This is a genomic window from Scytonema sp. PCC 10023 (assembly GCF_963920835.1).
Taxonomy (GTDB): Bacteria; Cyanobacteriota; Cyanobacteriia; order Cyanobacteriales; family Nostocaceae; genus Kalymmatonema.
Genome location: NZ_CAWUDP010000089.1, coordinates 13,366 through 34,569, shown reverse-complemented (window position 1 = coordinate 34,569; position 21,204 = coordinate 13,366). Strand labels below are relative to the sequence as shown.

The window sequence follows — 21,204 nt, the reverse complement described above, 5'->3', positions numbered from 1 at the left end:
AACAAAGATGGATTTGAAAGAAACCTTGATGGCACTTGAGGAACAGTTTTGGGAAGCTAGCTCTGCTGCGAACGTTGACTTAATTCGGGGATACCTCACTGACGATGCCCTTACGGTGGGAACTTTTGGGGTATTGAACAAGGAAACCACGCTCGCTGTCAATTCGGGGCAACCACCATTCTTGTTTTGGCGCATCGACGATGCGCCCCGAATTTTGCAATTGACGACAGACAGTGCTGTTGTGATCTATAAAGCTACTGCACAGCGTAAGGGACGCGAACCGTTCACAGTAATGATGAGTAGTACCTATGTCAGCCGCTCTGGCTCGTGGAAGCTTGCGTTCCATCACCAGACACCACTCTAGGTTATAAAGGTCCGATTTACGCCTTCTTTAGTACCAAAGACACAAGAATCCCCATCGAGCAAACCGAGCAGGTTGAAGCGGAACTCCAAAAACATCAGATTCCCCATCAAGTCTTTCGCTATGAAGCAGAACACGGTTCTTGGGGCGATCGCCGCGCCAGCTACAACCCGGAAGCGGCTGCTGATGCGTGGAAACACGTTCTAGAACTGTTCCAACAGAACCTTCAGAAAATCTAAATCCCTCATTAATTAGTCAATTCCATAAGCTAAAGATATTTAGAACAAGTTGTGGCGTTGCATAAGCTAACTGCGGTTCCACCTATTAAACAGAAGAGTTCCCTTGACCAATTTCGCGGTGCCTGGTCGCTTGGAACGCCAATCATTGACTCAAACCCAAACGTATTAAACTTTGGATTGAAACGAGCCAATATTGAGACAAAATAAATTTTCCCTTGTGATTTAGCTTTGCGATTAAATCCAAATGGTGCTACAGGTGCGTCTTTCCAGTAAAGCGGTATATGGGCAGCTTTCAAGAACTTTAGACGTGATTCTAATGTAGCAGCCTCAATGCCCTCACCTCCCGGAACATACGGTCATATAAGGTATAAACTTTGAAAAGATAGTCGCGTAGGATTGTTAGAATCTAAGTGTAATGCATTAAACGCAATATTAAAGACACCCAAACAAATGCTAGAGGATGCTAAACAGGCTGAGGACGCTGCCGTATCATTGACTGTAGCAGATATCCTTGCTCTAACTTGTCAATTACCCTACTCAGAAAAGAATAAATTACCTGAAGAATCTGGGGTATACTTTGTGGCAGACCGTGATAGCATCCACTACATTGGTCAGGCACAGAATATAAAAAACCGAATTAAAGGGCATCATCTAGCTCGTTATTTCCGGCAAATAGAAGATGCTAAAATCATCTGGATGTACTTTCAAAAAGAAGTTTTAAACACTTACGAGTATGCTTTTATAAGGCGTGTTCACCCACATCTAAATGATGTTTCTTATGATGGTTTTTATTCGTCAACATTGAAAATAGAAAAACTGCCTAAAGATATCTATAAAAAGGTCATGGCTAAAGGCGGTTCGGCTTGGATAAGGGAATTAGTCATAAAAACTATTCAAGCAGAAGAAGAGCAACTAATAATTCCAACTATGGAGGGTATACTGCACGATGCAGGGGACACTAGATAGACTTGATGGGAGAGGGACGTGACTAGAACACCGATTCCGTAATAAAACGCGAGAATGAAAAATCCGTTTTTACGTCTTTTCAAACCAGATTTTACTTGTTGCAACCCCACGAAACCCTGTTTTTTCGTCATAATTCTGAATACTGAATCCCTCTTCTAGCAATAAGGCTTAGACATTACTTAGCAAGACTAGATCGAAAAACATTATGCTACTCCAAGTCAGTGGACATGCTTAAATACTCAATTCGATTATTACTTCCTAATTTAAAGTATAATAAAATACAAGTATTGATTGATTCATCCCGCATTTATGCAACGCCACTTTTTTGACCTACCACTTCACACCAGGTTTGGGCAAAAAATCCATCTGGGTGCTGGCTCCATTCCCGCAAAGCTTTACTCATCATCGTAATTGATTGCACATCAGCCCATCCCTTGGACACCGCTTGCTCAACCTTTTGAGAACCCTCAATTCGCAATGCCAGATATTCTGTAGCCAAACTTAACGGCTCATAGCACTGGTAGGAAGCAGAAACTTTGATTTGAGTAAACCCAGCTTGTCGTAGCAAAGCACGTAACTCTCTTCCCACATAGACATTACCGCCATTGTGCTGCTGAAGAAACTTGTAATACGAAAGTGCTTGCTCCAATTCCGGCGTAGAAGGCGCAATCAAAAAACCTCCCCAGTCTGGACTGCGAATCCCCACCTCCCCTCCAGGTTTGAGAACTCGCAACACTTCCTCTAGCGCCTGTAAAGGTTGTTGAAGATGCTCGAATAAAGCATGAGAAAAGACTGCATCAAACGAATTATCAGGGAAAGGTAAGGTATAAACACTTGCCTCGATGAAATCAATATTATCGATCGCTTGCTTTGCAGCATTTTCGCGGGCAATGCAAATTTGAGAAGCTTCCTGATCAATTCCCGTCACTGTACCAGGAAAGATTGCTTGCGCCAAACCCAAAGTTATCGTACCAGGACCGCAACCGCAATCGAGCAATTTCATCCCCGGACGCAGATAAGGCATGAAAAACGCTCCATGAAATTGTGCTGTGCGATGCATCATAAACTGAGTTGCATTGGTTGAATAGCCTGGAGTGTAATTCTCGGGCATCGTTTTCACTCCTGAATTGTTCTTGTATGAGCATCATAAATAGACCATTTTCAGATGTCCAATATATATTTGTTTGTATTTGAAACTTTTAAAATATCAAAATTATGGAACTGCGACACCTGCGCTACTTTATTGCTGTAGCTGAGGAACTGCACTTCAGTCGAGCTGCTGAGCGACTGCATATAGCTCAACCTCCCTTGAGTCAACAAATTCAGCAGTTGGAAGCAGAATTAGGAGTCGAATTGTTTCACCGCAAAACTAAGCGACAGGTGCAGCTTACAGAGGCTGGACGGGTGTTTTTACGAGAAGCTTATCAACTTTTGGCGCATCTGGAAGTAGCAATTCAAGCAACTCAACGTACGGGACGAGGAGAAATCGGACAACTGCGGGTAGGGTTTATCAGTCCAGTCACGTATAATTTACTGCCTGGTATTCTGCAAGAATTTCGGCAACAGTTTCCAGAGGTGGAATTGGTGTTGCAGGAGTTAACGACGGCTGAGCAAGAGCAAGCGCTTCGGGATCGCCGGATTCACGTTGGCTTTGTGCATCTACCTTTAGAAGATGACACCCTAAATTGGGAGTGCATTCAGCAAGAAACTCTGATTGTAGCGTTAGCTGAAACTCATCCCTTAGCGCAACAAGAAAGTATCGCAGTCCAATCTTTAGCGAATGAGCAGTTTATTTTGTTTCCTCGTTATTTAGGAGTCGGACTTTATGACAAGATTATGGCTCTTTGTCAGCAAGGCAATTTCACTCCGAAGGTAGGACAAGAAGCAATCCAAATGCAGACAATTATTGGACTCGTTTCAGCCGGAATTGGCATTGCAATTGTGCCGTCCTCTTTGCAAAATCTTCAGCGTACTGGAGTCGTTTATAGAGCGATTGCACAACAAACACCTTTAATCGAAACTGCAGTGGTCTGGCGAGGTGAGGAAGAAATACCAGTGTTGCGGGAGTTCCTCAAAGTTGTCAACAGCGTTACTAAAGAACAACTTTGACACTCTTTTAGGGTGCGTATCCTGTCTAGCTTGGCTCAATCACTTTCTCAATTCAAACGCATTTCACTTGATACCTTTTGCATAAATAAAATAGTTATCTGTCACTTTCACCTCAGCATGAAATCCTACTTGCGTTAGCTTGTCATGCAGTTCTTCCGGCTGATAAAAAATTTTAACTATCTTAAATTCTTGCTCATTATTTAACTTTCGTGTGATGTAAATATCGCCGTTGTTTTCTAGAATATGATTCTTAGCTGTTGATGTTGCTTCAAAGCGAGAGTCAAGGATAAAAACTTGTCCAGCAACGCGAACCGATGTATAGACTTTTGCTAAAAACGAATCAACTAATGTTGGTGGTACATGAGACAACCAAAAGGAGAAAAATACTAAATCATATTCAGCGTCGGGTTCCCATGAGAATAAATCGACTTGTCTGTACTCCACGTTAGGAGAACCTAACTTTCTGCGGTTAATTTCAATCACTTCTTGGGAAGCATCAAGCGCTGTAATTTGCTTGCCAATATTTAAAAGTTCCTGCGTCCAAATACCTGTTCCACAGGCTAACTCTAAGATATTTTCTACCGCACCAATCTGGTATAATGCGTTTTTGACCACAGCAACTTCATTGAACCAACGCTGGTTGATTTCCTCCCCACGATCATAGCGTCCAGTTCTGTAGAACCATTCATCATATTCCTCGGCTCTGGCACTATAGTAAGTAATTTGTTGTTGAATAATATCATCTGTCATAAATTGCTTCTTGTTTAGTTTTGGGTGGAGTGCTAGTCGTGATTGGGGTTCCGCTGACCAACCGAAGCTGATAAGTTTTTACTGGGATTGACACTCCCACGTCTTGAAGGCGTGGGATTCTTGGGATCTTGAAAGTAAAGTTATCAAGTTAATCTTGAATCCTTTGATGCTAATTTTATTAGTTGATTTGTTAATAATCTGGATATTTCTCGTACCTCTTTCACATCTGATGTACTAAAAGCTACAGCTAGTTTTTCTGTTTCCGAAGTACAACAACATAATTTTTCTACTAAATCTACCAAAGATTCTTTGATAGAAATCAAATCCGTAAAATTAGAATCAGTTAAATAATAGATAGACAAAAAGTCAAAATTTATTATTAATGCCTCTGTCTTTTCTCTAAGTTCACTAACAACAACAGTCTGGCACTTTCCTAATTGGGTAAACCAAGCTAGCACAGAAATACAATCTCTATATAATTGTAGCAAATTATCTCTCAATATTTGTTGTTTATCTCTACGTTCTTGAAATATATTAGATAAAAATGTGTTAACCAAAGTTATCACAGATCCAATAAAAGCACCAATTGTACCTGTAAAAATACCAATTAAAACAGGATTTTTTAGTAACAATTCGCTCAGATCTCGTGTTGACATTTATTTTTAGCCATGAAAGAGTGCAACAAACGATGAAAACTCTTCAAGTCCATAAATGCATTTTAGATATTTAAACCAGTACCAGCCGCAGTGAACAGTTATCGGGCGCGTATGGTGGGGAATTTAAAGTTGCCCTCCGGGTATCTCCTTCGGAGACGCTTCGCGAACGCCACTTGCTCTACTTGGGGAAACCCCAAGACCGCAGTGGCTCACCACCAACGCCTACCACCAATTGGTATGGTGTTTCCCCCAAGGATAAACACCTCATTCTTTACTGATAACTGATAACTGATAACTGAAAACTGTTAATACCATCAGTGCAGTAATAACTTAGACGTAAAAAAAATTAGTATAAAATATAATCAGTGTTCAGCAAGTAGTTGACATCTTCATTCAAGGTCGTCTACTCTGCAGCTTAAAACTGAAGTTGAATTAACATATTTTCAAGCCTTTGAAGTTGATTGCAATTATAAGCACGTACTATTTTCCTTTTTTAGCACGGTTTCTTTCCCCAATTGAGAAGGCAATTAAGGAGGCAACAATAATTAATATGCCAGAAAAATATGACGATAGACATCCTGAAATGGATATAGTTTATCGGTAGCAACAGGCAATTACCCAATACAGACTCCTTCAGTAAATCGAAAAGTTTTTCCACTAGAGCGATCGCTGATTTTTTGTAGTCTGTAATACTTTTTATCCAACAAATTTTTAACCAGCAGAGGAGGTATTAATTATGATTACTTATAGCTAGCAGGCTACGAGCGTTATTAATACTACTTTGATGCAAGATAAGCATCAATATCTGGGAATTTACGGTTTTGTATCAGCCGCTCCAAAAGTACTCAATCTGTAGATTGGGTTGAACAGTAGCGAAACCCAATCACTTGCAATGTTAGTAAAATTTGATACAATATTTTCTAGAAATTTTCTGATAAAAGCAGATGTCAATTCTGCTGCAATAGTTGTCTAGTGGAGAATCTAGTTATGACTCAACATGAGAATGAAACTTTATCAAATGTAAATCAATCTTCTTCACATTCAGGTATCCGATACTGGGGTAAAGTTGAGCTTATAGAGGAAGGAGAGACTTATAGAATTAATCGTCTTGAAATCAAGGCTAAGCACAGCATGAAAGCACAAATTCATTACCACCGTAGTGAACATTGGGTCGTAGTTTCTGGTGTTGCAAAGGTAACTTGTGGTAACGAGGAAATATTACTAAATCGAAATGAATCAACTTATGTTCCTCCCGCAACGCTTCATAAGGTAGAGAATCCAGGATTTATTGAGCTAGTTATTCTGGAAGTTCAAAATGGTGAGTACTTGGGAGAGGATGATACAGAGCGCCCATTGGACTTGACGTTGGTTTAGGCTCTCTACAGATGCTACAAAAGGTGGGCAGTGCCCACCGTACAAACTACTAACTTTTTCTTGGAGTAAACGATAATACCAATTTGAAAAAAGAATGCAACACATAGTAAAATACCCCTCCCTAACCCTCCCCTTGCTAAGGGGAGGGTGCGCGTTAGCAAGGGGAGGTTATCTGTCGCAAACATTTTTTGAATCGGTATAAGAAACTTTTCTTAACCGACGTTTTGTAAGTTTTATACTTGTTTTCCACCTGACTCCTAAATTGTAGTAGGTAATACTAAATATAATTTTTTTAATTAAATTTAACACATATTCTTATCAGTCAAATTAAAAAGCTTTAGTTAACTAGTATCCTTGACAAATTACTCGTCAAGTAAGCAAATTCTTATTGATGCGTGAAATTATAAAATTACAAAATTTATTATAAATTAATACTATTGTAGCCCGATCTGAATCTTGTATTTTTAATTGATGAGAGTTAGAATCCTCTAGAAGCTGGGTATACAATGTATGAAGTATCGAGTTTCTAATTTGATTGCTGAACTTTCCATGCCGAGGTTGGTACTTGGTTACAAATTATCACAATGCCGGCCCCTTTTACTGACAGATTGCTGAACAGTAGTGATGGTTGTCTAGTTGAGAATCTAGTTATGACTCACAATGAAAATAATGTTTTGTCAAATCTCAATCAATCTTCTTCTTTACATTCAGATATCCGATATTGGGGTAAAGTCGAACTCATAGAGGAAGGAGAGACTTATAGAATTAATCGTCTTGAAATCAAGCCCAAGCACAGCATTAAACCACAAATTCATTATCACCGTAGTGAACATTGGATCATAGTTTCTGGTATTGCAAAGGTGAGTTGTGGTAACGAAGAAAGAGTACTGAATCGAAACGAGTCAACGTTTGTTCCTCCCGCAGCGCTGCATAAAGTAGAAAATCCAGGATTTATTCCGCTGATTATCCTGGAAATTCAGAATGGTGAGTACCTCGGTGAAAATGATACAGAGCGCCCATCAGATTTGACTTTGGTCAGGTCTGTAGCTGAGAGTGAGTAAGCGTCAAAAAACCGCTTGACGCAACTGTGGGAAAACTTTAGATACCTTACTCAATACGTAATCACCATACGTTCCACGAAATTCGTGAACACTAGCCCGATCCCAGCGTTCCTCTTTGTTATCAGGCACTACCCCCACGCTGTCCAGTTCAATTGGCTTCACTTCGACGTTGAAGTTGGGATCGAAGAAGAATGGGAAAGAAAGGCGGTTTCTTCCCGACTTATTTTGAACGCGATGAGGTGTGGAGCGATATAGTCCTCGCGTCATGCGGTCTAGCATATCGCCGATATTGCATACAAAAGAATCTGGAACAGGGGGCGCATCTATCCAGCCCGATTTCGACTTTATCTGCAATCCCCCTAAGTCGTCCTGCTTTAAAATTGTCAGGACGCCGTAGTCAGTGTGTTCGCCTACACCCCACCTCTTTTCACCATCAGAGGGTGATGGATGAGGGGGGTAATTGAAGATCCGGAATAATATAAGCGGATCTGATGTGTAACGATCAGCAAAGTAGGACTCCTCTAGTCCGAGGCTCAAAGAAATGGCAGCCATTAGCGTATGTCCAAGCTGGGTCATTGCTGCCATGTAGTCAAGTACTGTCTCGCGAAATAGCCCAATGTTCGATGGAAAGAGGTTAGAACCGTGCATGGGGGTATCTGCTTTTACAAGCGGGTGGTCGTCTCCTAACTCAGCGCCAAAGTAAATACCTTCTTTCAAGTCAGGTTTTCCTGAGGTGAGTTCACCCCCAACTGGGAAGTATCCCCGCCATGCTCTACCTCCCAAAGCCATGCGGATTTGAAGCTTGGTTTGCAAATCTTGAGCAAAGAACTGCCGACTAAGCTTTTCCAACCTCTGCTGCAATGCTTCGTCCACCCCGTGTCCGACAATGTAGAAGAATCCATACTCGCGACACGCTTGTCCAATTTGAGCCGCTACCTGGTGGCGAGCCTCCTTTGGAGGAGCTTCGCTAACGCCAATTCCAGACACCAGCGCACTGATGTCAATGATTGGAACCACCTGTGAAAACCCATCATTTCTAACTTGCAAGATTTCCATCCTAGGATTGTGCTGAGGATTGTCCTGGAAACAGTTAAGGATAACCTTAACCTAAACTTGTACAAATTTTAACTCAACTTTTGCTGTTTCTATCTTACGTTATCTAAGGTATCTAGAGAGAATTGTGTTAAACTACGGTAAGTATATCGTACTTTAGATATATGCAATTGTATCAATAGCTGAAAACAGTCAAAACTCTCTAAAATTGCTAGTCAAATGCTACTTTGCTTTGCCTAACAACTGGTAATGCCGTTGGTTGTAGAAAATAAATCATTCTAAAACTGTCATTCAAAGCAAAACCAACAGGATCTAAAAATCTCAGTCGAAAGCGAGAATCCTTGCAAAATGCTTGACAGCGCTATGGTTTTGTATGCTTTGTACCCAGTGCCAAGCCTTGCAAACCACGTATATGGAAACGCCTACAGCATGCAGATTTGGATTCTTTTTTGTGTGGTGGTTTTTACTGAACTTGAGGAGTAAAAATGTTTAAGGCGATCGCGTGTGCTTGGATACTACTTGTTGTTGGCGACTTCCTTTCTACTTTTTGCTATCACGTACCTGAGCATGTTTTTGGTCATCTTCATGTGCAAACTCACCATTCCTACAAGAAGAACTTTCGCCATTACGCTATTCTGACGCTCAATCTCCAGGTTCTTCTAGATGGTATTCTGGGTGCTTTACCTTATTTACTGGTAGCAGCAGTGCTGTGGTACTTTTCCCCCATAGGTGTTTTGTGTGGGCTACTGTTTGGTCAGTTTCATGTATGGTGGAGACATACGAGCATCTTGGATTGGCAAACTCCAAAGTCACTGGATATTTTGTGCCGGGTTCTATTTATCACAACTCCAGAAAGACATTGGCAGCACCATCAAAAAACCAACCAGGGTTACGGGGATATTTTCACATTCTTTGAACAGCCAGCTCAAGGCTGGTTGCGTTTGCTACGCCTGTTGAGGTTGCGTTTTTCGCACCGGATCGTGTCTCAATAACATTATTTATATTCGGCTAGAGAATTTGAGATAAGAACTTGCGAGTGCGATCGCGAAGCGGGCGCTTTGCGCCATCGTGCGTCGGATTTTGAAAAAAGGCACTTGGCGTAGCTTCCTCTACAATCGTACCGCTATCCATCAAAATTACGCGGTCAGCGACTTCGCGAGCAAATCCGACTTCATGGGTGACGACTACCATTGTCATACCATCAGCGGCGAGGGTTTTGATCACATCCAAAACAAGAACGCACCATCTCTGGATCTAAAGCAGAAGTAGGTTCATCAAAAAGCATAATTTTGGGCTGCTCCCGCTAATGCTCTGGCGAGCGCCAAGGAAATAGGTGCTGGCGAATTACAAGTTCAAAATCTAAGGGGAATAGGAGACTTTTATATGTCTCAAGGCTGGATCAAGGATGCAATCTCGATTTACCGAGAGGGTTGGTACAGCGCTCGTCAGTTAAGCTATCGCCAGGGGGAAGCTAGTTGTCTGCAATCTTTAGCAGAGGCTTACTTTTGCTTGGGAGATGTAGAAAAAGCAAAGAAGTACAACAAGCAGAGTGTGAAGTGAAAGCAAGACATTGGCATCGCGTTTGTACAGAAACCTGTAACCTTGATGGAATGTGATTATCTTTTTCAAGATAACTCTATTGATGTGGAGCGATCGCCCTAGCTCAAAAGCTTGCTCAACCAAAAGCTGACGTGGACAACGCACATACGGACAGCAAAATTTTCTTCAGCCAAGCGAGATATTGAATATGTGGTTTTGCCTTATTAACCCTCTTTCAAGAAATAAAAATGTTTCTTTTAATCAATGAAGCCTCAAGTATTAAATAGAAAAGTCGCAGTACTAACTATATTGATGCAGGTAGCCCAATAATAAACTAGAACTTACGCACTTTACAAATAAAGGATTATATTGCTTTGACTCAATTGCAACCATAGCAATTTCTGTTAATAAAACTTTACAAAATCTTTACCAGTTCCTCACTTTTTCTACCTATTCTAGATATAAAGATTTTAGTTAGGGTCAAGTAATGCATCCTGTAACAGCTAAATATAGATGGAAGAAAAAATATTGCTTTCTTCTCCTACTCATAGTTTCTGCAGGTTTGTTAATACATATTAAATTCTGGCTAACACCTTCTGATTCTTTAAAAGAGGCGGATATCTACTATATTTGGCTGGAAGGCAAAAGGATTATTACTGGAGAAAATCCCTATGCCAGAATTTTGACAGGTGATATGAGGGTCAATGATAAATATGCAACTTATTTTCCACTTGCCTATCTTTTTTCTGCACTAGTTCAAAAGCTTGGTTTTCCAGAATTTCGTGATTGGTTATATTTGTGGCGACCTATTTCTTTTGCCTTCCACATTGGTATAGTGGCTTTAACTCTGAGATACTTTCAGAAGCGAGGTTTATGGATACTTGGCTTTGTAGCTTCTACAATCATCTTATTAGGTCGCTGGAGTATCTATGTAGTACGTGTTCATCATCTGGAATTTGCAGCGATCTTTTTTTTGTTGTTCTCTTTAGTTCTTTTGAAAGAGAAGACAAGACTTTCTTTGCTTATGTTTAGTGTCTCTTTGGGAATTAAGCAGATTGCAATATTTTTGCTGCCTTTATATCTCATACACATCTGGAAAAATGGAGCTAAAAATAGGTGCACGAAAAATCTAGTTTTTGGATTTTGTATTATATTGAGCATTCCTGTTTTAACATCATTGCCCTTTCTAATTTGGAATGCTGAGGGCTTCTTCAAATCCGTCTTGTTTTCAGCAACGCGGTTAGGAAGTTTGCACATAGAAAGTGCGCCGTCAGTCGATGTTGTTTTTTCTCAAAAATTCACCTGGATTGTAGGATTAAGAGCCAAGTTGCTCATGTTATTCTTGATGGGAATGCTTTACCTGAGTTTCCTAAAAGAAAAGGTAAGCATGTTTGTATCTTGCACAATGATCATGATGACATTTGTGTATTTTAATTCAGTGCTGTTCTTGCAATATTTCTTGTGGCCTCTATGTCTCATTCCATTTGCCTTGATTGAATCGATAGTTTTATCTTCTAGGCAAAGCAGAGCTAAACTTCTCTCTTCAGAAATGGGAGAATGAAATCTTTCGACTTACGAAAACGAAAACAAGAGCGGTCATGGAGATGCCAAGTGATTTGTAAGCAGAGATGTAGCTCCAATGCCTAAATTCTATATAGATAGCTGCCCTTCAAAGGTGGTGAAATGCTAAACGAAAAATAAACATTAAAAGAAATGAGTGAAAAAACAGCTAATTCTCCTTCTTTAAGCATCAATAAGATTTACCCTTATGCTCTGTCTGGAATCCTTTTATTAGCACTAATTCTAGGTCTTATAGGCTTAAATAAAGGACTGTGGAATGATGAAGCTTTCACTGTTCTGAAGATTTCACATCAAAATATTTTTGAAATGTTTAAGCAGTTAAGAACAGATGTTCATCCACCTTTGTATTATGTATTGCTTTATTTTTGGGGTAAAATCAGCAAACAAGAAGAATTTCTCAGATTGTTTTCACTTTTTTTGAGTCTAGGAACTTTAGGAATTGTAATTAGCTGGATTAAACAATACTCAACTCTAGCTAGTCTGCTTACAGGAGTATACTTAGCAACAACACCAATAATGCTCAGATACTCACAAGAGCTAAAAGCTTACTCTTTGGTAGTTTTTGCAACATCATTAGCATTTTTATTTGCTTCTCATATAATAACTAAGCCAGAAAAATATTTAGGATATATAGGTTTATCATTAAGCCTAACTGTAGCGGTATCTACACATTTAGTTGGGGTAATGCTAATACCTGTTATTCTTTTTTTCATAGGAATTCAAGCTTTTTTATCTAAAAAAAACATACAATTATTAAAACTTGCCGTAACAATAATAATACCAACCATTACCTTTATATTTTTTAAATTTTTCTGGCTAAATCAATTAGAGAAAATTCAAGATACTTGGTGGTGGATGCCCCGTGTTAACTTCTATTTAATCTCATCTACTGCTAAATATTTGTTTGGCTTATCATCTTTATATTTACCTATTAAATTTATTCCCTGGTTTGCGTTTCTATTTTCAGCTATATTAGCTACTTCCTTTTTTTTCGGGAAATGGAGAACCAGTTTTACTTTTCTTGTTACGGCAGTCATTTTATGGCTAGAAATTTTAATTTATTCAATAATAGATAGTCCAATATTTTATTATAGAATTCTTTTGCCTAGTCTAGTACCATTTACTGCATTTATAGCATTGCAGATAGCAACTATACCGACTAAAAAAATTAAAATGGCATCTATTGTATGCTTAATTATATTAAGCATCAGCTATTCCGCAAACTGGATAACCAATCAAGCCTATAAACCTGTAGAAGAAAATCGAGCAGTGGCTCGATTAGTAGAATCAGAATGGCAACCAAATGACTTGGTTATATTTTATCCTGCATTTATTCAACAAACAGTCAATTATTACTTTAAAAATATACCATCCCAAAAACAAATTATAGTATGGGAACCTAAGAAACTTGACCAAGTAAGCAAGAATTTCAATGAAAAAATATCAAATATTAATCTAAATACAAAAGAATTAGATATATTTTTTATTGTTCTAACTGGAGATGTTGAAGGTTACAACGATTTCTTGTCAAATATACTTTATACTATAAAATCTAAAAATTTAAAATTAAGAAAATTTAACTTATTCTTAATCAAAGGTCACGACTCATATTTCTCAAACAAACATGAATCTAGTGAAAAATTGATAGTAACTTCAGAATCGAAATTGGGTAAACCATATTTCTATCAAGACTTTGGTATGTATGTGATTTCAAAATATAGGACTAGTATTTGATTTTTGAAAAAACTCAGTACACCTCTACCTCCCTTATTTCCTATTCCCTGTTAAGAATTAAGAGTTCCCTACCTCTACGAGTAAGTTCAGAAATCAAACCGGATTTCTATATATGGTAGTCTTCAATAATTCGTGAAAAAATCTTACTTGAAATTTTTTTTGTCATTTTGTGGAAGATTTTTTTTACGTGAATGCTTTCATCTTCTCTACCAGCGAATCCAGTAGAAATAAATTTGCATTGAAGGTGGCACTTCATTGAGTCAAATAATTGCTTTAAGTAGTTAGCGATTATACAGCACCATTGTCTATCCCTGTTAGTACTCGCTTTTGTCCCATATCCTTAGTAGAGAATTTTACACGTTCGTAACGAATTACAAGCCGCCCCAGCCTTACTAGCAGGGCGACACGGAGAAAAGTCAGACGGGGATTGAGACCCCGCCTGACTTTAAGCGCCTGAATCTCTGATTCAAGCGGGGTTTCAGACCCTTGGACGCTTCGCGTCCGGTACCCTTGGAGACGAAGACACTTGAGACGCAAAGACGCGGAGCGTCTCCGTCTCCCCGTGTCATCTTCGATGAAACTTTTGTATGTGCAAAATGAAGAAAAAAAGGAGGAGACGTTGCACTTCTATGAGCGGGTAGGATTCAAGCCTGGAGTGAAAACCGGATTGATTGCCCTACCATCAGAGCAATTGTGCGAAGGTCATCACTTTGCTGAGAAAACACTGTTGCCAACAATTGCAGCTAGACTTTTTAAATCTGGCAGTTCCAAATCTGCTTTGCCTTGAGCTGGTAGATAAGCTCCAGAACCTTCTTGACCTAGTCTGCGATTTATCCAAACCGTTGATAACCCTAAGGAATTTGCCGGAACAATGTCGTGGTAAACACTACAAGCAACGTGCAAAACTTTTTCACAGGGTAGTCCAATTTTTTCAAGCGCCACTCGAAAATTTTGCAGTGAAGGCTTGTAGCTTTTTACCTGCTCGGCGGTTACAATCTCATCAAACTCAACTTGCAAATGTTTTGCTGTCAAAGCAAATAGCTCATCATCAACGTTGGAAATGATTGCCAGTTTGAATCGCTGTTTCAGAGCCTTCAGGGCTTCAACTGTATCAGGAAAGGGTTGCCAATACTTGATAGAATCAACAAGCGCATTCAACTCTGTGGGAGAAGGCGTAAATCCAAACTGCTCCCCAAACTTTTGTACAACCCCCCTCAGAACATCTTTATACTTGCGGTAGTCTCCCTGCTCCAGATTCGATTCAAAGCGAGCAAACCACTCAAGGATTTCGTTCTCACTCAGTTGAATCTGATGGGTTGAGAGAACTGGTTGCAACGCCTCGATCACTCCTTTTTCCCAATCAATCAGGGTTCCGTAGCAGTCAAAAGTCAAGATTTCATATTGGTTCAGGTCAATCATGATGTATGGTTCCTAATTCAATACTTCGGTTAGTCTAGATTTTGTTTTTCTATTGCCCGTAGGTGTTCCACTAGTGCTTTACCGTCTATATTGTGGTCTCGGGCAATTTGCTCCGCACTCTTATCATCCCCTGAGCAAATTGCATTTACTAATTTCCGGTGCTGCTCTACAATGTCATCTAAATCTGGATGTATTGCATTGCAGGAAATAATGTAAAGGCGGATTTGCTGTTCAACAATTTTGTACTGCTCCTGTAATCGACGATGACCGGCAAGTTGAATGATTGCCTTATGTAGGGTAAAGTCTGCATCAGCGATTTGGCTCCAATTCCCCTTCTGGACAGCTTTGACTAACTGTTGTAAGCCAGCATTTAACTCTTTTGCCTGACTCGGTGTTATTGCAACAGCCGCCAGTCCCGCCGCCAGACTCTCAAGCGCACTCCGCAGCGTGTATAGCTCCCAAGCATCCTGCGAACTCAGCCCCGAAACAGTACAACCTTTGTAGGGTAACTGTACAACCAAGCCTTCATAAGTTAGTTGCTGTAATGCCGAGCGTATAGTTGCTCGACTGAGATTAAATTGCTCTGCCAGATTGATTTCTAGCAAACGAGTTCCCGGTGCAAGTGTACCATTGAGAATTTGTTCTCGAATGACATCAGCTGCTTGAACATCTAAGCTCCGAGGTAGGATGGCAGGCTGGGGTTGCTTCCCTTTCATTTTGATCTTTGTAGAAATGCGAACAAGTTGAGCGCAGTTGCTGACTTGCGACTGCTTTTTTCATGCAAACTACTGATAGTCAAACTGTATCTGGCAAATTGTCGATTGTCAACAATCGACAATTTTCATCAAACCTTAATGACTGGTTATTAGCATCAGGGATAAAATGAGTACAATCGCGGAAAAAAACTTACAGCAGCAATTCCTGAGTCAGGAGTCAGAAGTCAGAAGTCAGAAGTAAAAAGGGCTTTATGTCTAGCTTTTAGACCTCAAAATTGTACTTCATTTACTTGCAATGTGCTGTACGTTAATCACATTAAGGAAGATACAGCAGCAATTCAGTAACGTCAGAAGTCAGGAGTCAGAAGTAAAATTTCCTCTATATCTGGCTTTTGAGTTGAAAAGCTGTACCTCAAGAAAAATGCAATCTGCTGTATAAGTCATGTCAGCACAAGAAAAAAAACAAGGCGATCGCACAAAGTGCCTGTCCAAAGGACATCGCCCGTCAATTCTGTGAGCAGACATGGGGAAAGGGAAATTTGGCGGTAGTAGACGAACTTGCTAGCTCTGACTTCAAGGTTTATTACCGGAAAACTGGGTTTAAAGCCCCCTCCGCGCATGAGCGGCTTTCTCTTTGTCTTTAGGCTTCTGCAAGCACTCTTTGTTGTGCTCTACTTCAATCTCATATTGCCAAGTTGCGGAAGCGTAATCCGCTGTGGCACTCAGTAGGTTCTCAAGCAGTGCAAGATATTTGTCAGCGCATTGAAAAAGCCTATCAATTGTTTTTTAAGCACAATAAGAAGGGGGTTCGTCCACCAGGATTCAAAAAAGTTAAGAAGTATAAATCATTCACCCTTAAACAAGCAGGATATAAGCGCCCCACGAGGGGGAAGTCAAAAGTGAAGGTAACAAATCAAAAGTATTAAACCCCCTCGGAACAAATCAAACAAACACCTGCATTCTTGTTTGGCTAAAAGCCCTGCTCTATAAGGGTTTTTAAATGTGTTAGTTACGAGTTTCTTAGTGGTAATAGGGTCAAAATTGGAAATCGGGTTTATCAATTTGATAACTGGTAACTGATAACTGATAACTGATAACTGATAACTGGTAACTGGTAACCGCTCACTGCAAAAGATGAAATCAAATATTTCAACACACAAATCATTAATAAGAGCAAAACTGCTGCTGTTACTCGTCCATCTAAAAGTTTGAAATATAAGCCTGGGGAACAGGGCTGAAATCTATATACAGCAGCAATTCAGTAACGTCAGAAGTCAGGAGTCAGAAGTAAAATTTCCTCTATATCTGGCTTTTGAGTTGAAAAGCTGTACCTCAAGAAAAATGCAATCTGCTGTATCTTGTTCTTTTTAGTTATATAAGCATGGTAATATACAATAACCAAAGCGCTCAAAGTTTAGAGACCGACGGCGCTTTTGTTTAGTTATTATTCATTAACTAAAGTTATGAAATCAAATTTTTCCGAGATTCAGCGCATTCACAGGAATAATCTTCTAAAAAATCTTTCAATCCAGGAACTGATTAAACTGGAGACGCTTGCAAGGCAGCAGATAGCAGAGGAATTAGCCCGAAAGAAGCAAGAAGAACCGCAAGTGACAAGAGGATTTGGAAAAGGATTTGACAGAAAGCGACGCAAATAAACGGATAAAGCAAGTCTTGTTGCTATTGATGTTATGGCAGTCTGGTAGTATCCAGCTGTTTTGGAGTTGGGGAAATCACGCCCTAAGAATGTGCGCCTAAATATGGGGGTTTTGTAACAAAAATAAACCTGAAAAATACGACTAAAATTTATATTTATTGTGCTTTTTAATTAAAAAAGCATGGTACAATACAAAAAACAAAAGCGCCCGGCAGTCTCGCAAACTTTGAGCGCTTTTGTTCAGTCCATTTATTAAACTTAAAGCCATGATAACAAATCTTGACTCAACTGCGATCGCTTCTGAAGAAAATTTACAAAAAAATCCTACAATTCAGGAACTGCTTAAGAGAGAGGCGGATGCAAGTCGGCAGATAGCACAGCAATTGGCGGATAAGAAGCAAGAGTGTGGCAAGAACAAGCGCAAGTGGCAAGAGTATTTGCAAGAAAACGGTATTACAGAACGCGACGCGAATAAACGGATAAAGCTTGTCCGGTTGCCATTGGTGTTATGGCAGGTTGGGACAATCATGGCGCTTCAGTTAGTCACACCCATGATGGAGCCTGTACGAGATTACTTTACCGCGACTGGTGATAAGGTGACTCAAGAGGCTGTGCAAGCCAAGATGGACGACGCGAAGCTGATGCGGAAAATGGAGCGTGAGCTAATGGCTCAAGAGGAAGAGGTCAGTGTCTGGAAACTGGATAAGAATGGGCGACGGTATTGGGAGAGCGGGAAAAGTTATGACCAAGAGGCGGGAGTTGTATTGGAGGAATTGGTCAAAGAAACTGGGAAACTTCCTCAAACAATCATTTCTGAAGCGCTTTTGTTGATGGTTGATGGTGGGGTGAGTGTCGAGCGCCTGGTAGATGACAAAATCCTCAATGGCGATGATACAGCAGAATTGAGGAGTCAAGAGTCAGGCTTAAGAGAGGGTCAGGCGACGGGAGTCAGGAGTCAAACAGCTTTCATATCTGGCGCCTGAAGTCTAGGTTGTCTAGCTCACTTAGTTGCAAACTGCTGTAATTTCTGTGTGAACAGGGAGGTATAACGGCACGAACGTTCTTGTTGAGTGATGATGGGTTGACTCAATGGCATCCAGCTATTTTTGGAGTTGGGGAAATCTTTGTCAGAATGTGCGGCATTCATATTATTGGGGGTTTAGTAAGAAATATAAACCACAGCCAAAACCAACAGAAAGCTATCACTGGGGAAGCAACCCCTTTGGAGAATTCAAAAATCAAAAATCAAAAGTCAAAAGCAAGAGCCGTTTTTTTGACTTTTGGCTTTTGACTTTGAGCGAAGCGAGTGCCAGGTATCGAAATCGGTGAAATGCTTATGTTTTCGTAGAAAGTGCTTTTGTAAAAATATTGTTACAACTAACTAAAAGGCTTATGTGTTAATCAAGTTTACAAGTCGCAGCGAGAGAAGAACTGACTAGGGATCGTGTGGTATGGGTAGAGTAGTGATGGTAAGTACCCTTTGGGGACATTCTTGTGAATGGGGGCAGTAATATTCAAATCGAGATCGCTAAAATGCGTATATTTCCATTCTTTACGCTTTTCATCATACCACCCCACACGAACAGCATAACGCTTATAACGCTTGTAAGCTTCTTCGTCTACATTCTCTAGTCTTAAATCCAGTTTATTTCCAGTGTTCAAGAAAATACGTTTTTGGGTACTGAAACCAAAATGTCCATCCGAGTGTGTTAGCCAAAGCTGGTCAATTTTTTTAAGGTCTGGGCAGGAAATATTATTTATTGAGTCAATGTCTAAGCTACCTTCTCTTGCTCTCTTGGCAATGATAAATATAAGCTGCGTTGTTGTCTGATCGGCTTCCTTCCAATTTCTCGCCTTCATTAAGTCTTCGAGTTCAAATAGGTAGTAATTTTTGAGAGACGTTTCAACCTCAGACCGAATTTTTTTTTCACTATCCGGTAGTAGCTCAATTAATACTTTATGAATTGATTTGATACTATTACGATCAATAATTTTAGGAAGATTGTTTTCCAATGTAATATCATTATGAGTTTTCAAGATATTAAAAGCTTCTTTGTAAGCTTTGATTGCTTCTTGATTATTGTTTTGTTGCTTGAGGAATTTACCGAAAATAGTCCAAGCAAATAATTTTATTTGTAAATCTTGACTAGAATATTTCCTGGAAATTTCTTCGTTCTCCCGTGTCTTTAATAACTTCATGCTATTTTCAATGTAAAATTTTGCTTCATCCCACTTTTCTAAATATTGATAAGCCAAAGATTTAGAAGCGTGTAGAAATGCTTGATTAAGTATAAGACTGTCTTTAATTTGCTTGGACACTTCTGCTAGTCTGGATATTTCGGATGCTTCAGAATACAAACGATAGCTTGATAGTTTATTCGCTAGTTCTCTGAGGTTTTGGGCATCTACAATGTACCTTTCTATTTTCTGTAATTGCTTTTGAGCTTTTATAACTTTAGAGCCAGAAATTACCGCCACTATTCCGAAGATAACTGCTGCAAATAATGTCACACTTAAAAAAACAATTCCTTTACGAATCTCCCGTTGAGCTTTCCTATTAGCTTCCGCCAGTATTTGATTCCTTTGTTCTGCTGCTTCCCTATCCTTTCTCTCACGTTCCAATGCAGCTTCTTTTTCCAATGCAGCTATTTCCTCTTCTCGTTCCTTCGCTTGACTCGCTGCTAAAAACTCTCTATCTTGATAGTTTAAACTTTTATCTTTTGACCACTCTAATGCATCCTGTAATGCTTTTCCACGCAACAGTCGGGACTCATCGCTACCCCCAGAAGCTACCCAAAACTTAAAATTCTCTGAATATGGGCGTAAATTTCTTAATTGAGTTTCAATCCAATTCTGCTCGAAAATCTCTTTATAAATTGGGTTGTAAACTCTTAACTTATTTTGTTGTCTAACGACTAATCCTGAAAGCTGTAGTTCGCTTTGCTCTTGAGTCTCATTTGCTGTAATCTCAGATTGCTCTTCTGAACACCGGATTTGCTGATACAATTGCAGCAGGTAAGATGCGCGTTGTTCATCCCTGAGAATCCTATCTCGAATAGTCCTGAAGTGTTCGGGTTCATCTTGGGATTCCCAATTTTCGATCAGGCGCGATCGCACAACCTGTTCAACAGTACGAGGATTATCTCTTTCTGATTCCACCATAAACTGACACAGCTTTTGCGTCAGAAACGGTTGTCCTCCCGTCCAGTGTAAGATTTCTTTCATCACTGCTTGAGAATCAGAATACCTTCCGTGCAACCCCTTCTCTAACGGTTCGACTTCGTGCAGTTGAAATCCCTTGAGAGAAATAGCTTTCCCAATATTAAACGGGGTGCGCTTCTTATCTTCTATCAAATTGCTTGGTGATGCGACTCCCAACAAACAAAAGGTGAGGCGATTATATTCAGGATTATCAACACGCTGATTGTAACAGGCACGGATAAATGCAAAAAAGTCGTCTGTGGGGAAATTGAGGCTGAGAACACTATCAATCTCATCAATAAAAATGACAATATTCTCTTTAATCTCAGCAAGCAGTATCTCTTCAAGAAACTTCCGAAATCGCGTGACAAGCGAATTTAACTGATTTTGTGACCACCAATCCCCAAATTCTACATCCAATCCAAAACTCTCAACGAGCGTATCAATCAAATCTGCATACCATTGTTCTGGTGGGACATTCTGAATCCCTCCAGCAGAAAGGTCAATAGCTGCACATTCTACGCCAGACTCTCGTAATCGGCGCATGGTTCGCACACGCAAGCTGGACTTTCCACTTTGTCTGGAGTTCAGCACATAACAAAATTTACCCGCCTTGAGTCCTTCATACAATTCGCCATCAGCTTCTCGCGTCACATAAGTGGTGGCTTCTTCGGGTAGACTTCCAGAAAAGATATACTGGTCAACCATAGCTTATATCATGTTGGTTCTATTACCCATGACAAATCTACCCCACCCGCCTATCGGCACCCTCCCCTTGGCAAGGGGAG

20 protein-coding genes and 3 pseudogenes are annotated in these 21,204 nt (G+C 40.0%); 14 read left to right on the top strand and 9 right to left on the bottom strand.

Features of this window, described 5'->3' with window-relative positions; all coding sequences use genetic code 11:
- Positions 1-7 precede the first annotated feature (7 nt).
- The 4 genes and pseudogenes from ACM0OZ_RS36955 to ACM0OZ_RS36940 all read left to right on the top strand — a co-directional run.
- Positions 8-364 (top strand): DUF4440 domain-containing protein, encoded by a 357-nt coding sequence (locus ACM0OZ_RS36955; protein WP_414587816.1) that lies wholly within the window; start codon positions 8-10, stop codon positions 362-364.
- Positions 328-600, top strand: coding sequence for a dienelactone hydrolase family protein (locus tag ACM0OZ_RS36950; protein ID WP_414587814.1), 273 nt, complete (start codon positions 328-330; stop codon positions 598-600). The genes ACM0OZ_RS36955 and ACM0OZ_RS36950 overlap by 37 nt, the downstream gene beginning before the upstream one ends.
- Positions 601-1,050: 450 nt before the next feature.
- Positions 1,051-1,566, top strand: coding sequence for a GIY-YIG nuclease family protein (locus ACM0OZ_RS36945; RefSeq protein WP_414587813.1), 516 nt, complete (start codon positions 1,051-1,053; stop codon positions 1,564-1,566).
- Positions 1,567-1,730: 164 nt separating this feature from the next.
- Positions 1,731-1,895: pseudogene (locus tag ACM0OZ_RS36940) on the top strand (IS1 family transposase); the annotation flags it as partial.
- On the opposite strand, the gene ACM0OZ_RS36935 reads toward ACM0OZ_RS36940, so the two are convergent.
- Entirely contained in the window at positions 1,874-2,677 is an 804-nt protein-coding gene (locus ACM0OZ_RS36935) for a methyltransferase domain-containing protein (RefSeq protein WP_414587812.1), read from the bottom strand. The pseudogene ACM0OZ_RS36940 and the gene ACM0OZ_RS36935 overlap by 22 nt on opposite strands.
- Positions 2,678-2,781: 104 nt before the next feature.
- Here ACM0OZ_RS36935 and ACM0OZ_RS36930 point away from each other — a divergent pair, with 104 nt between their 5' ends.
- A complete protein-coding gene (locus ACM0OZ_RS36930) occupies positions 2,782-3,675 on the top strand; it encodes a LysR family transcriptional regulator (protein ID WP_414587811.1) in 894 nt (297 codons plus the stop codon).
- Between the two features lie 63 nt (positions 3,676-3,738).
- On the opposite strand, the gene ACM0OZ_RS36925 is transcribed toward ACM0OZ_RS36930, so the two are convergent.
- Both ACM0OZ_RS36925 and ACM0OZ_RS36920 read right to left on the bottom strand, forming a co-directional pair.
- The gene (locus tag ACM0OZ_RS36925) at positions 3,739-4,425 is read right to left on the bottom strand and encodes a class I SAM-dependent methyltransferase (RefSeq protein WP_414587810.1); all 687 of its coding nucleotides are present in this window, start codon (positions 4,423-4,425) and stop codon (positions 3,739-3,741) included.
- A 143-nt stretch (positions 4,426-4,568) separates the two neighbouring features.
- Complete coding sequence (locus ACM0OZ_RS36920; protein ID WP_414587809.1) at positions 4,569-5,081, bottom strand: hypothetical protein; 513 nt, start codon at positions 5,079-5,081, stop codon at positions 4,569-4,571.
- Between the two features lie 987 nt (positions 5,082-6,068).
- On the opposite strand from ACM0OZ_RS36920, the gene ACM0OZ_RS36915 reads away from it, so the two are divergent.
- Both ACM0OZ_RS36915 and ACM0OZ_RS36910 read left to right on the top strand, forming a co-directional pair.
- Positions 6,069-6,455, top strand: coding sequence for a phosphomannose isomerase type II C-terminal cupin domain (locus ACM0OZ_RS36915; RefSeq protein WP_414587808.1), 387 nt, complete (start codon positions 6,069-6,071; stop codon positions 6,453-6,455).
- Positions 6,456-7,105: 650 nt separating this feature from the next.
- Positions 7,106-7,516: a phosphomannose isomerase type II C-terminal cupin domain gene (locus ACM0OZ_RS36910; RefSeq protein ID WP_414587807.1), complete on the top strand. Its 411-nt coding sequence runs from the start codon at positions 7,106-7,108 to the stop codon at positions 7,514-7,516.
- Positions 7,517-7,519: 3 nt separating this feature from the next.
- On the opposite strand, the gene ACM0OZ_RS36905 is transcribed toward ACM0OZ_RS36910, so the two are convergent.
- Positions 7,520-8,572, bottom strand: a complete 1,053-nt coding sequence (locus tag ACM0OZ_RS36905) for an isopenicillin N synthase family dioxygenase (RefSeq protein WP_414587806.1) — start codon at positions 8,570-8,572, stop codon at positions 7,520-7,522.
- Between the two features lie 482 nt (positions 8,573-9,054).
- Here ACM0OZ_RS36905 and ACM0OZ_RS36900 point away from each other — a divergent pair, with 482 nt between their 5' ends.
- Positions 9,055-9,561: a sterol desaturase family protein gene (locus ACM0OZ_RS36900; RefSeq protein WP_414587804.1), complete on the top strand. Its 507-nt coding sequence runs from the start codon at positions 9,055-9,057 to the stop codon at positions 9,559-9,561.
- A 16-nt stretch (positions 9,562-9,577) separates the two neighbouring features.
- Here ACM0OZ_RS36900 and ACM0OZ_RS36895 read toward each other — a convergent pair.
- Positions 9,578-9,894: pseudogene (locus ACM0OZ_RS36895) on the bottom strand (amino acid ABC transporter ATP-binding protein); the annotation flags it as partial.
- A 58-nt stretch (positions 9,895-9,952) separates the two neighbouring features.
- Here ACM0OZ_RS36895 and ACM0OZ_RS36890 point away from each other — a divergent pair.
- The 3 genes from ACM0OZ_RS36890 (at position 9,953) to ACM0OZ_RS36880 (ending at position 13,423) form a co-directional block, all read left to right on the top strand.
- Positions 9,953-10,129: a hypothetical protein gene (locus tag ACM0OZ_RS36890; protein ID WP_414587803.1), complete on the top strand. Its 177-nt coding sequence runs from the start codon at positions 9,953-9,955 to the stop codon at positions 10,127-10,129.
- Positions 10,130-10,595: 466 nt separating this feature from the next.
- Positions 10,596-11,669, top strand: coding sequence for a hypothetical protein (locus ACM0OZ_RS36885; RefSeq protein ID WP_414587802.1), 1,074 nt, complete (start codon positions 10,596-10,598; stop codon positions 11,667-11,669).
- Positions 11,670-11,821: 152 nt separating this feature from the next.
- Positions 11,822-13,423 carry a hypothetical protein gene (locus ACM0OZ_RS36880; RefSeq protein WP_414587801.1) on the top strand — a complete coding sequence of 534 codons (1,602 nt, stop codon included), beginning with the start codon at positions 11,822-11,824 and terminating at the stop codon, positions 13,421-13,423.
- Positions 13,424-14,128: 705 nt separating this feature from the next.
- Here the strand turns inward: ACM0OZ_RS36880 and ACM0OZ_RS36875 are convergent.
- Positions 14,129-14,842 (bottom strand): haloacid dehalogenase type II, encoded by a 714-nt coding sequence (locus ACM0OZ_RS36875; RefSeq protein ID WP_414587800.1) that lies wholly within the window; start codon positions 14,840-14,842, stop codon positions 14,129-14,131.
- Positions 14,843-14,871: 29 nt separating this feature from the next.
- Positions 14,872-15,558, bottom strand: a complete 687-nt coding sequence (locus tag ACM0OZ_RS36870) for a GntR family transcriptional regulator (RefSeq protein WP_414587799.1) — start codon at positions 15,556-15,558, stop codon at positions 14,872-14,874.
- Positions 15,559-16,244: 686 nt separating this feature from the next.
- On the opposite strand from ACM0OZ_RS36870, the pseudogene ACM0OZ_RS36865 reads away from it, so the two are divergent.
- The 3 genes and pseudogenes from ACM0OZ_RS36865 to ACM0OZ_RS36855 form a co-directional block, all read left to right on the top strand.
- Positions 16,245-16,481 (top strand): annotated as a pseudogene (locus ACM0OZ_RS36865) (RNA-guided endonuclease TnpB family protein); the annotation flags it as partial.
- 540 nt (positions 16,482-17,021) lie between these two features.
- A complete protein-coding gene (locus tag ACM0OZ_RS36860; protein ID WP_414587798.1) occupies positions 17,022-17,216 on the top strand; it encodes a hypothetical protein in 195 nt (64 codons plus the stop codon).
- Positions 17,217-17,481: 265 nt separating this feature from the next.
- Positions 17,482-18,198 carry a hypothetical protein gene (locus ACM0OZ_RS36855; protein WP_414587797.1) on the top strand — a complete coding sequence of 239 codons (717 nt, stop codon included), beginning with the start codon at positions 17,482-17,484 and terminating at the stop codon, positions 18,196-18,198.
- Positions 18,199-18,215: 17 nt separating this feature from the next.
- Here the strand turns inward: ACM0OZ_RS36855 and ACM0OZ_RS36850 are convergent, their stop codons facing one another.
- Positions 18,216-18,362 (bottom strand): hypothetical protein, encoded by a 147-nt coding sequence (locus ACM0OZ_RS36850; RefSeq protein ID WP_414587796.1) that lies wholly within the window; start codon positions 18,360-18,362, stop codon positions 18,216-18,218.
- A 260-nt stretch (positions 18,363-18,622) separates the two neighbouring features.
- The gene (locus tag ACM0OZ_RS36845) at positions 18,623-21,124 is read right to left on the bottom strand and encodes an AAA-like domain-containing protein (protein WP_414587795.1); all 2,502 of its coding nucleotides are present in this window, start codon (positions 21,122-21,124) and stop codon (positions 18,623-18,625) included.
- Between the last annotated feature and the right edge of the window lie 80 nt (positions 21,125-21,204).

Coding starts and splice junctions, on each gene's coding strand:
- ACM0OZ_RS36855 (WP_414587797.1), top strand. CDS start 17,482: ATGATAACAAATCTTGACTCAACTGCGATCGCTTCTGAAGAAAATTTA.
- ACM0OZ_RS36850 (WP_414587796.1), bottom strand. CDS start 18,362: ATGAATGCCGCACATTCTGACAAAGATTTCCCCAACTCCAAAAATAGC.
- ACM0OZ_RS36920 (WP_414587809.1), bottom strand. CDS start 5,081: ATGTCAACACGAGATCTGAGCGAATTGTTACTAAAAAATCCTGTTTTA.
- ACM0OZ_RS36875 (WP_414587800.1), bottom strand. CDS start 14,842: ATGATTGACCTGAACCAATATGAAATCTTGACTTTTGACTGCTACGGA.
- ACM0OZ_RS36870 (WP_414587799.1), bottom strand. CDS start 15,558: ATGAAAGGGAAGCAACCCCAGCCTGCCATCCTACCTCGGAGCTTAGAT.
- ACM0OZ_RS36860 (WP_414587798.1), top strand. CDS start 17,022: ATGAAATCAAATTTTTCCGAGATTCAGCGCATTCACAGGAATAATCTT.
- ACM0OZ_RS36925 (WP_414587810.1), bottom strand. CDS start 4,425: ATGACAGATGATATTATTCAACAACAAATTACTTACTATAGTGCCAGA.
- ACM0OZ_RS36935 (WP_414587812.1), bottom strand. CDS start 2,677: ATGCCCGAGAATTACACTCCAGGCTATTCAACCAATGCAACTCAGTTT.
- ACM0OZ_RS36955 (WP_414587816.1), top strand. CDS start 8: ATGGATTTGAAAGAAACCTTGATGGCACTTGAGGAACAGTTTTGGGAA.
- ACM0OZ_RS36945 (WP_414587813.1), top strand. CDS start 1,051: ATGCTAGAGGATGCTAAACAGGCTGAGGACGCTGCCGTATCATTGACT.
- ACM0OZ_RS36910 (WP_414587807.1), top strand. CDS start 7,106: ATGACTCACAATGAAAATAATGTTTTGTCAAATCTCAATCAATCTTCT.
- ACM0OZ_RS36930 (WP_414587811.1), top strand. CDS start 2,782: ATGGAACTGCGACACCTGCGCTACTTTATTGCTGTAGCTGAGGAACTG.
- ACM0OZ_RS36890 (WP_414587803.1), top strand. CDS start 9,953: ATGTCTCAAGGCTGGATCAAGGATGCAATCTCGATTTACCGAGAGGGT.
- ACM0OZ_RS36885 (WP_414587802.1), top strand. CDS start 10,596: ATGCATCCTGTAACAGCTAAATATAGATGGAAGAAAAAATATTGCTTT.
- ACM0OZ_RS36900 (WP_414587804.1), top strand. CDS start 9,055: ATGTTTAAGGCGATCGCGTGTGCTTGGATACTACTTGTTGTTGGCGAC.
- ACM0OZ_RS36905 (WP_414587806.1), bottom strand. CDS start 8,572: ATGGAAATCTTGCAAGTTAGAAATGATGGGTTTTCACAGGTGGTTCCA.
- ACM0OZ_RS36845 (WP_414587795.1), bottom strand. CDS start 21,124: ATGGTTGACCAGTATATCTTTTCTGGAAGTCTACCCGAAGAAGCCACC.
- ACM0OZ_RS36915 (WP_414587808.1), top strand. CDS start 6,069: ATGACTCAACATGAGAATGAAACTTTATCAAATGTAAATCAATCTTCT.
- ACM0OZ_RS36880 (WP_414587801.1), top strand. CDS start 11,822: ATGAGTGAAAAAACAGCTAATTCTCCTTCTTTAAGCATCAATAAGATT.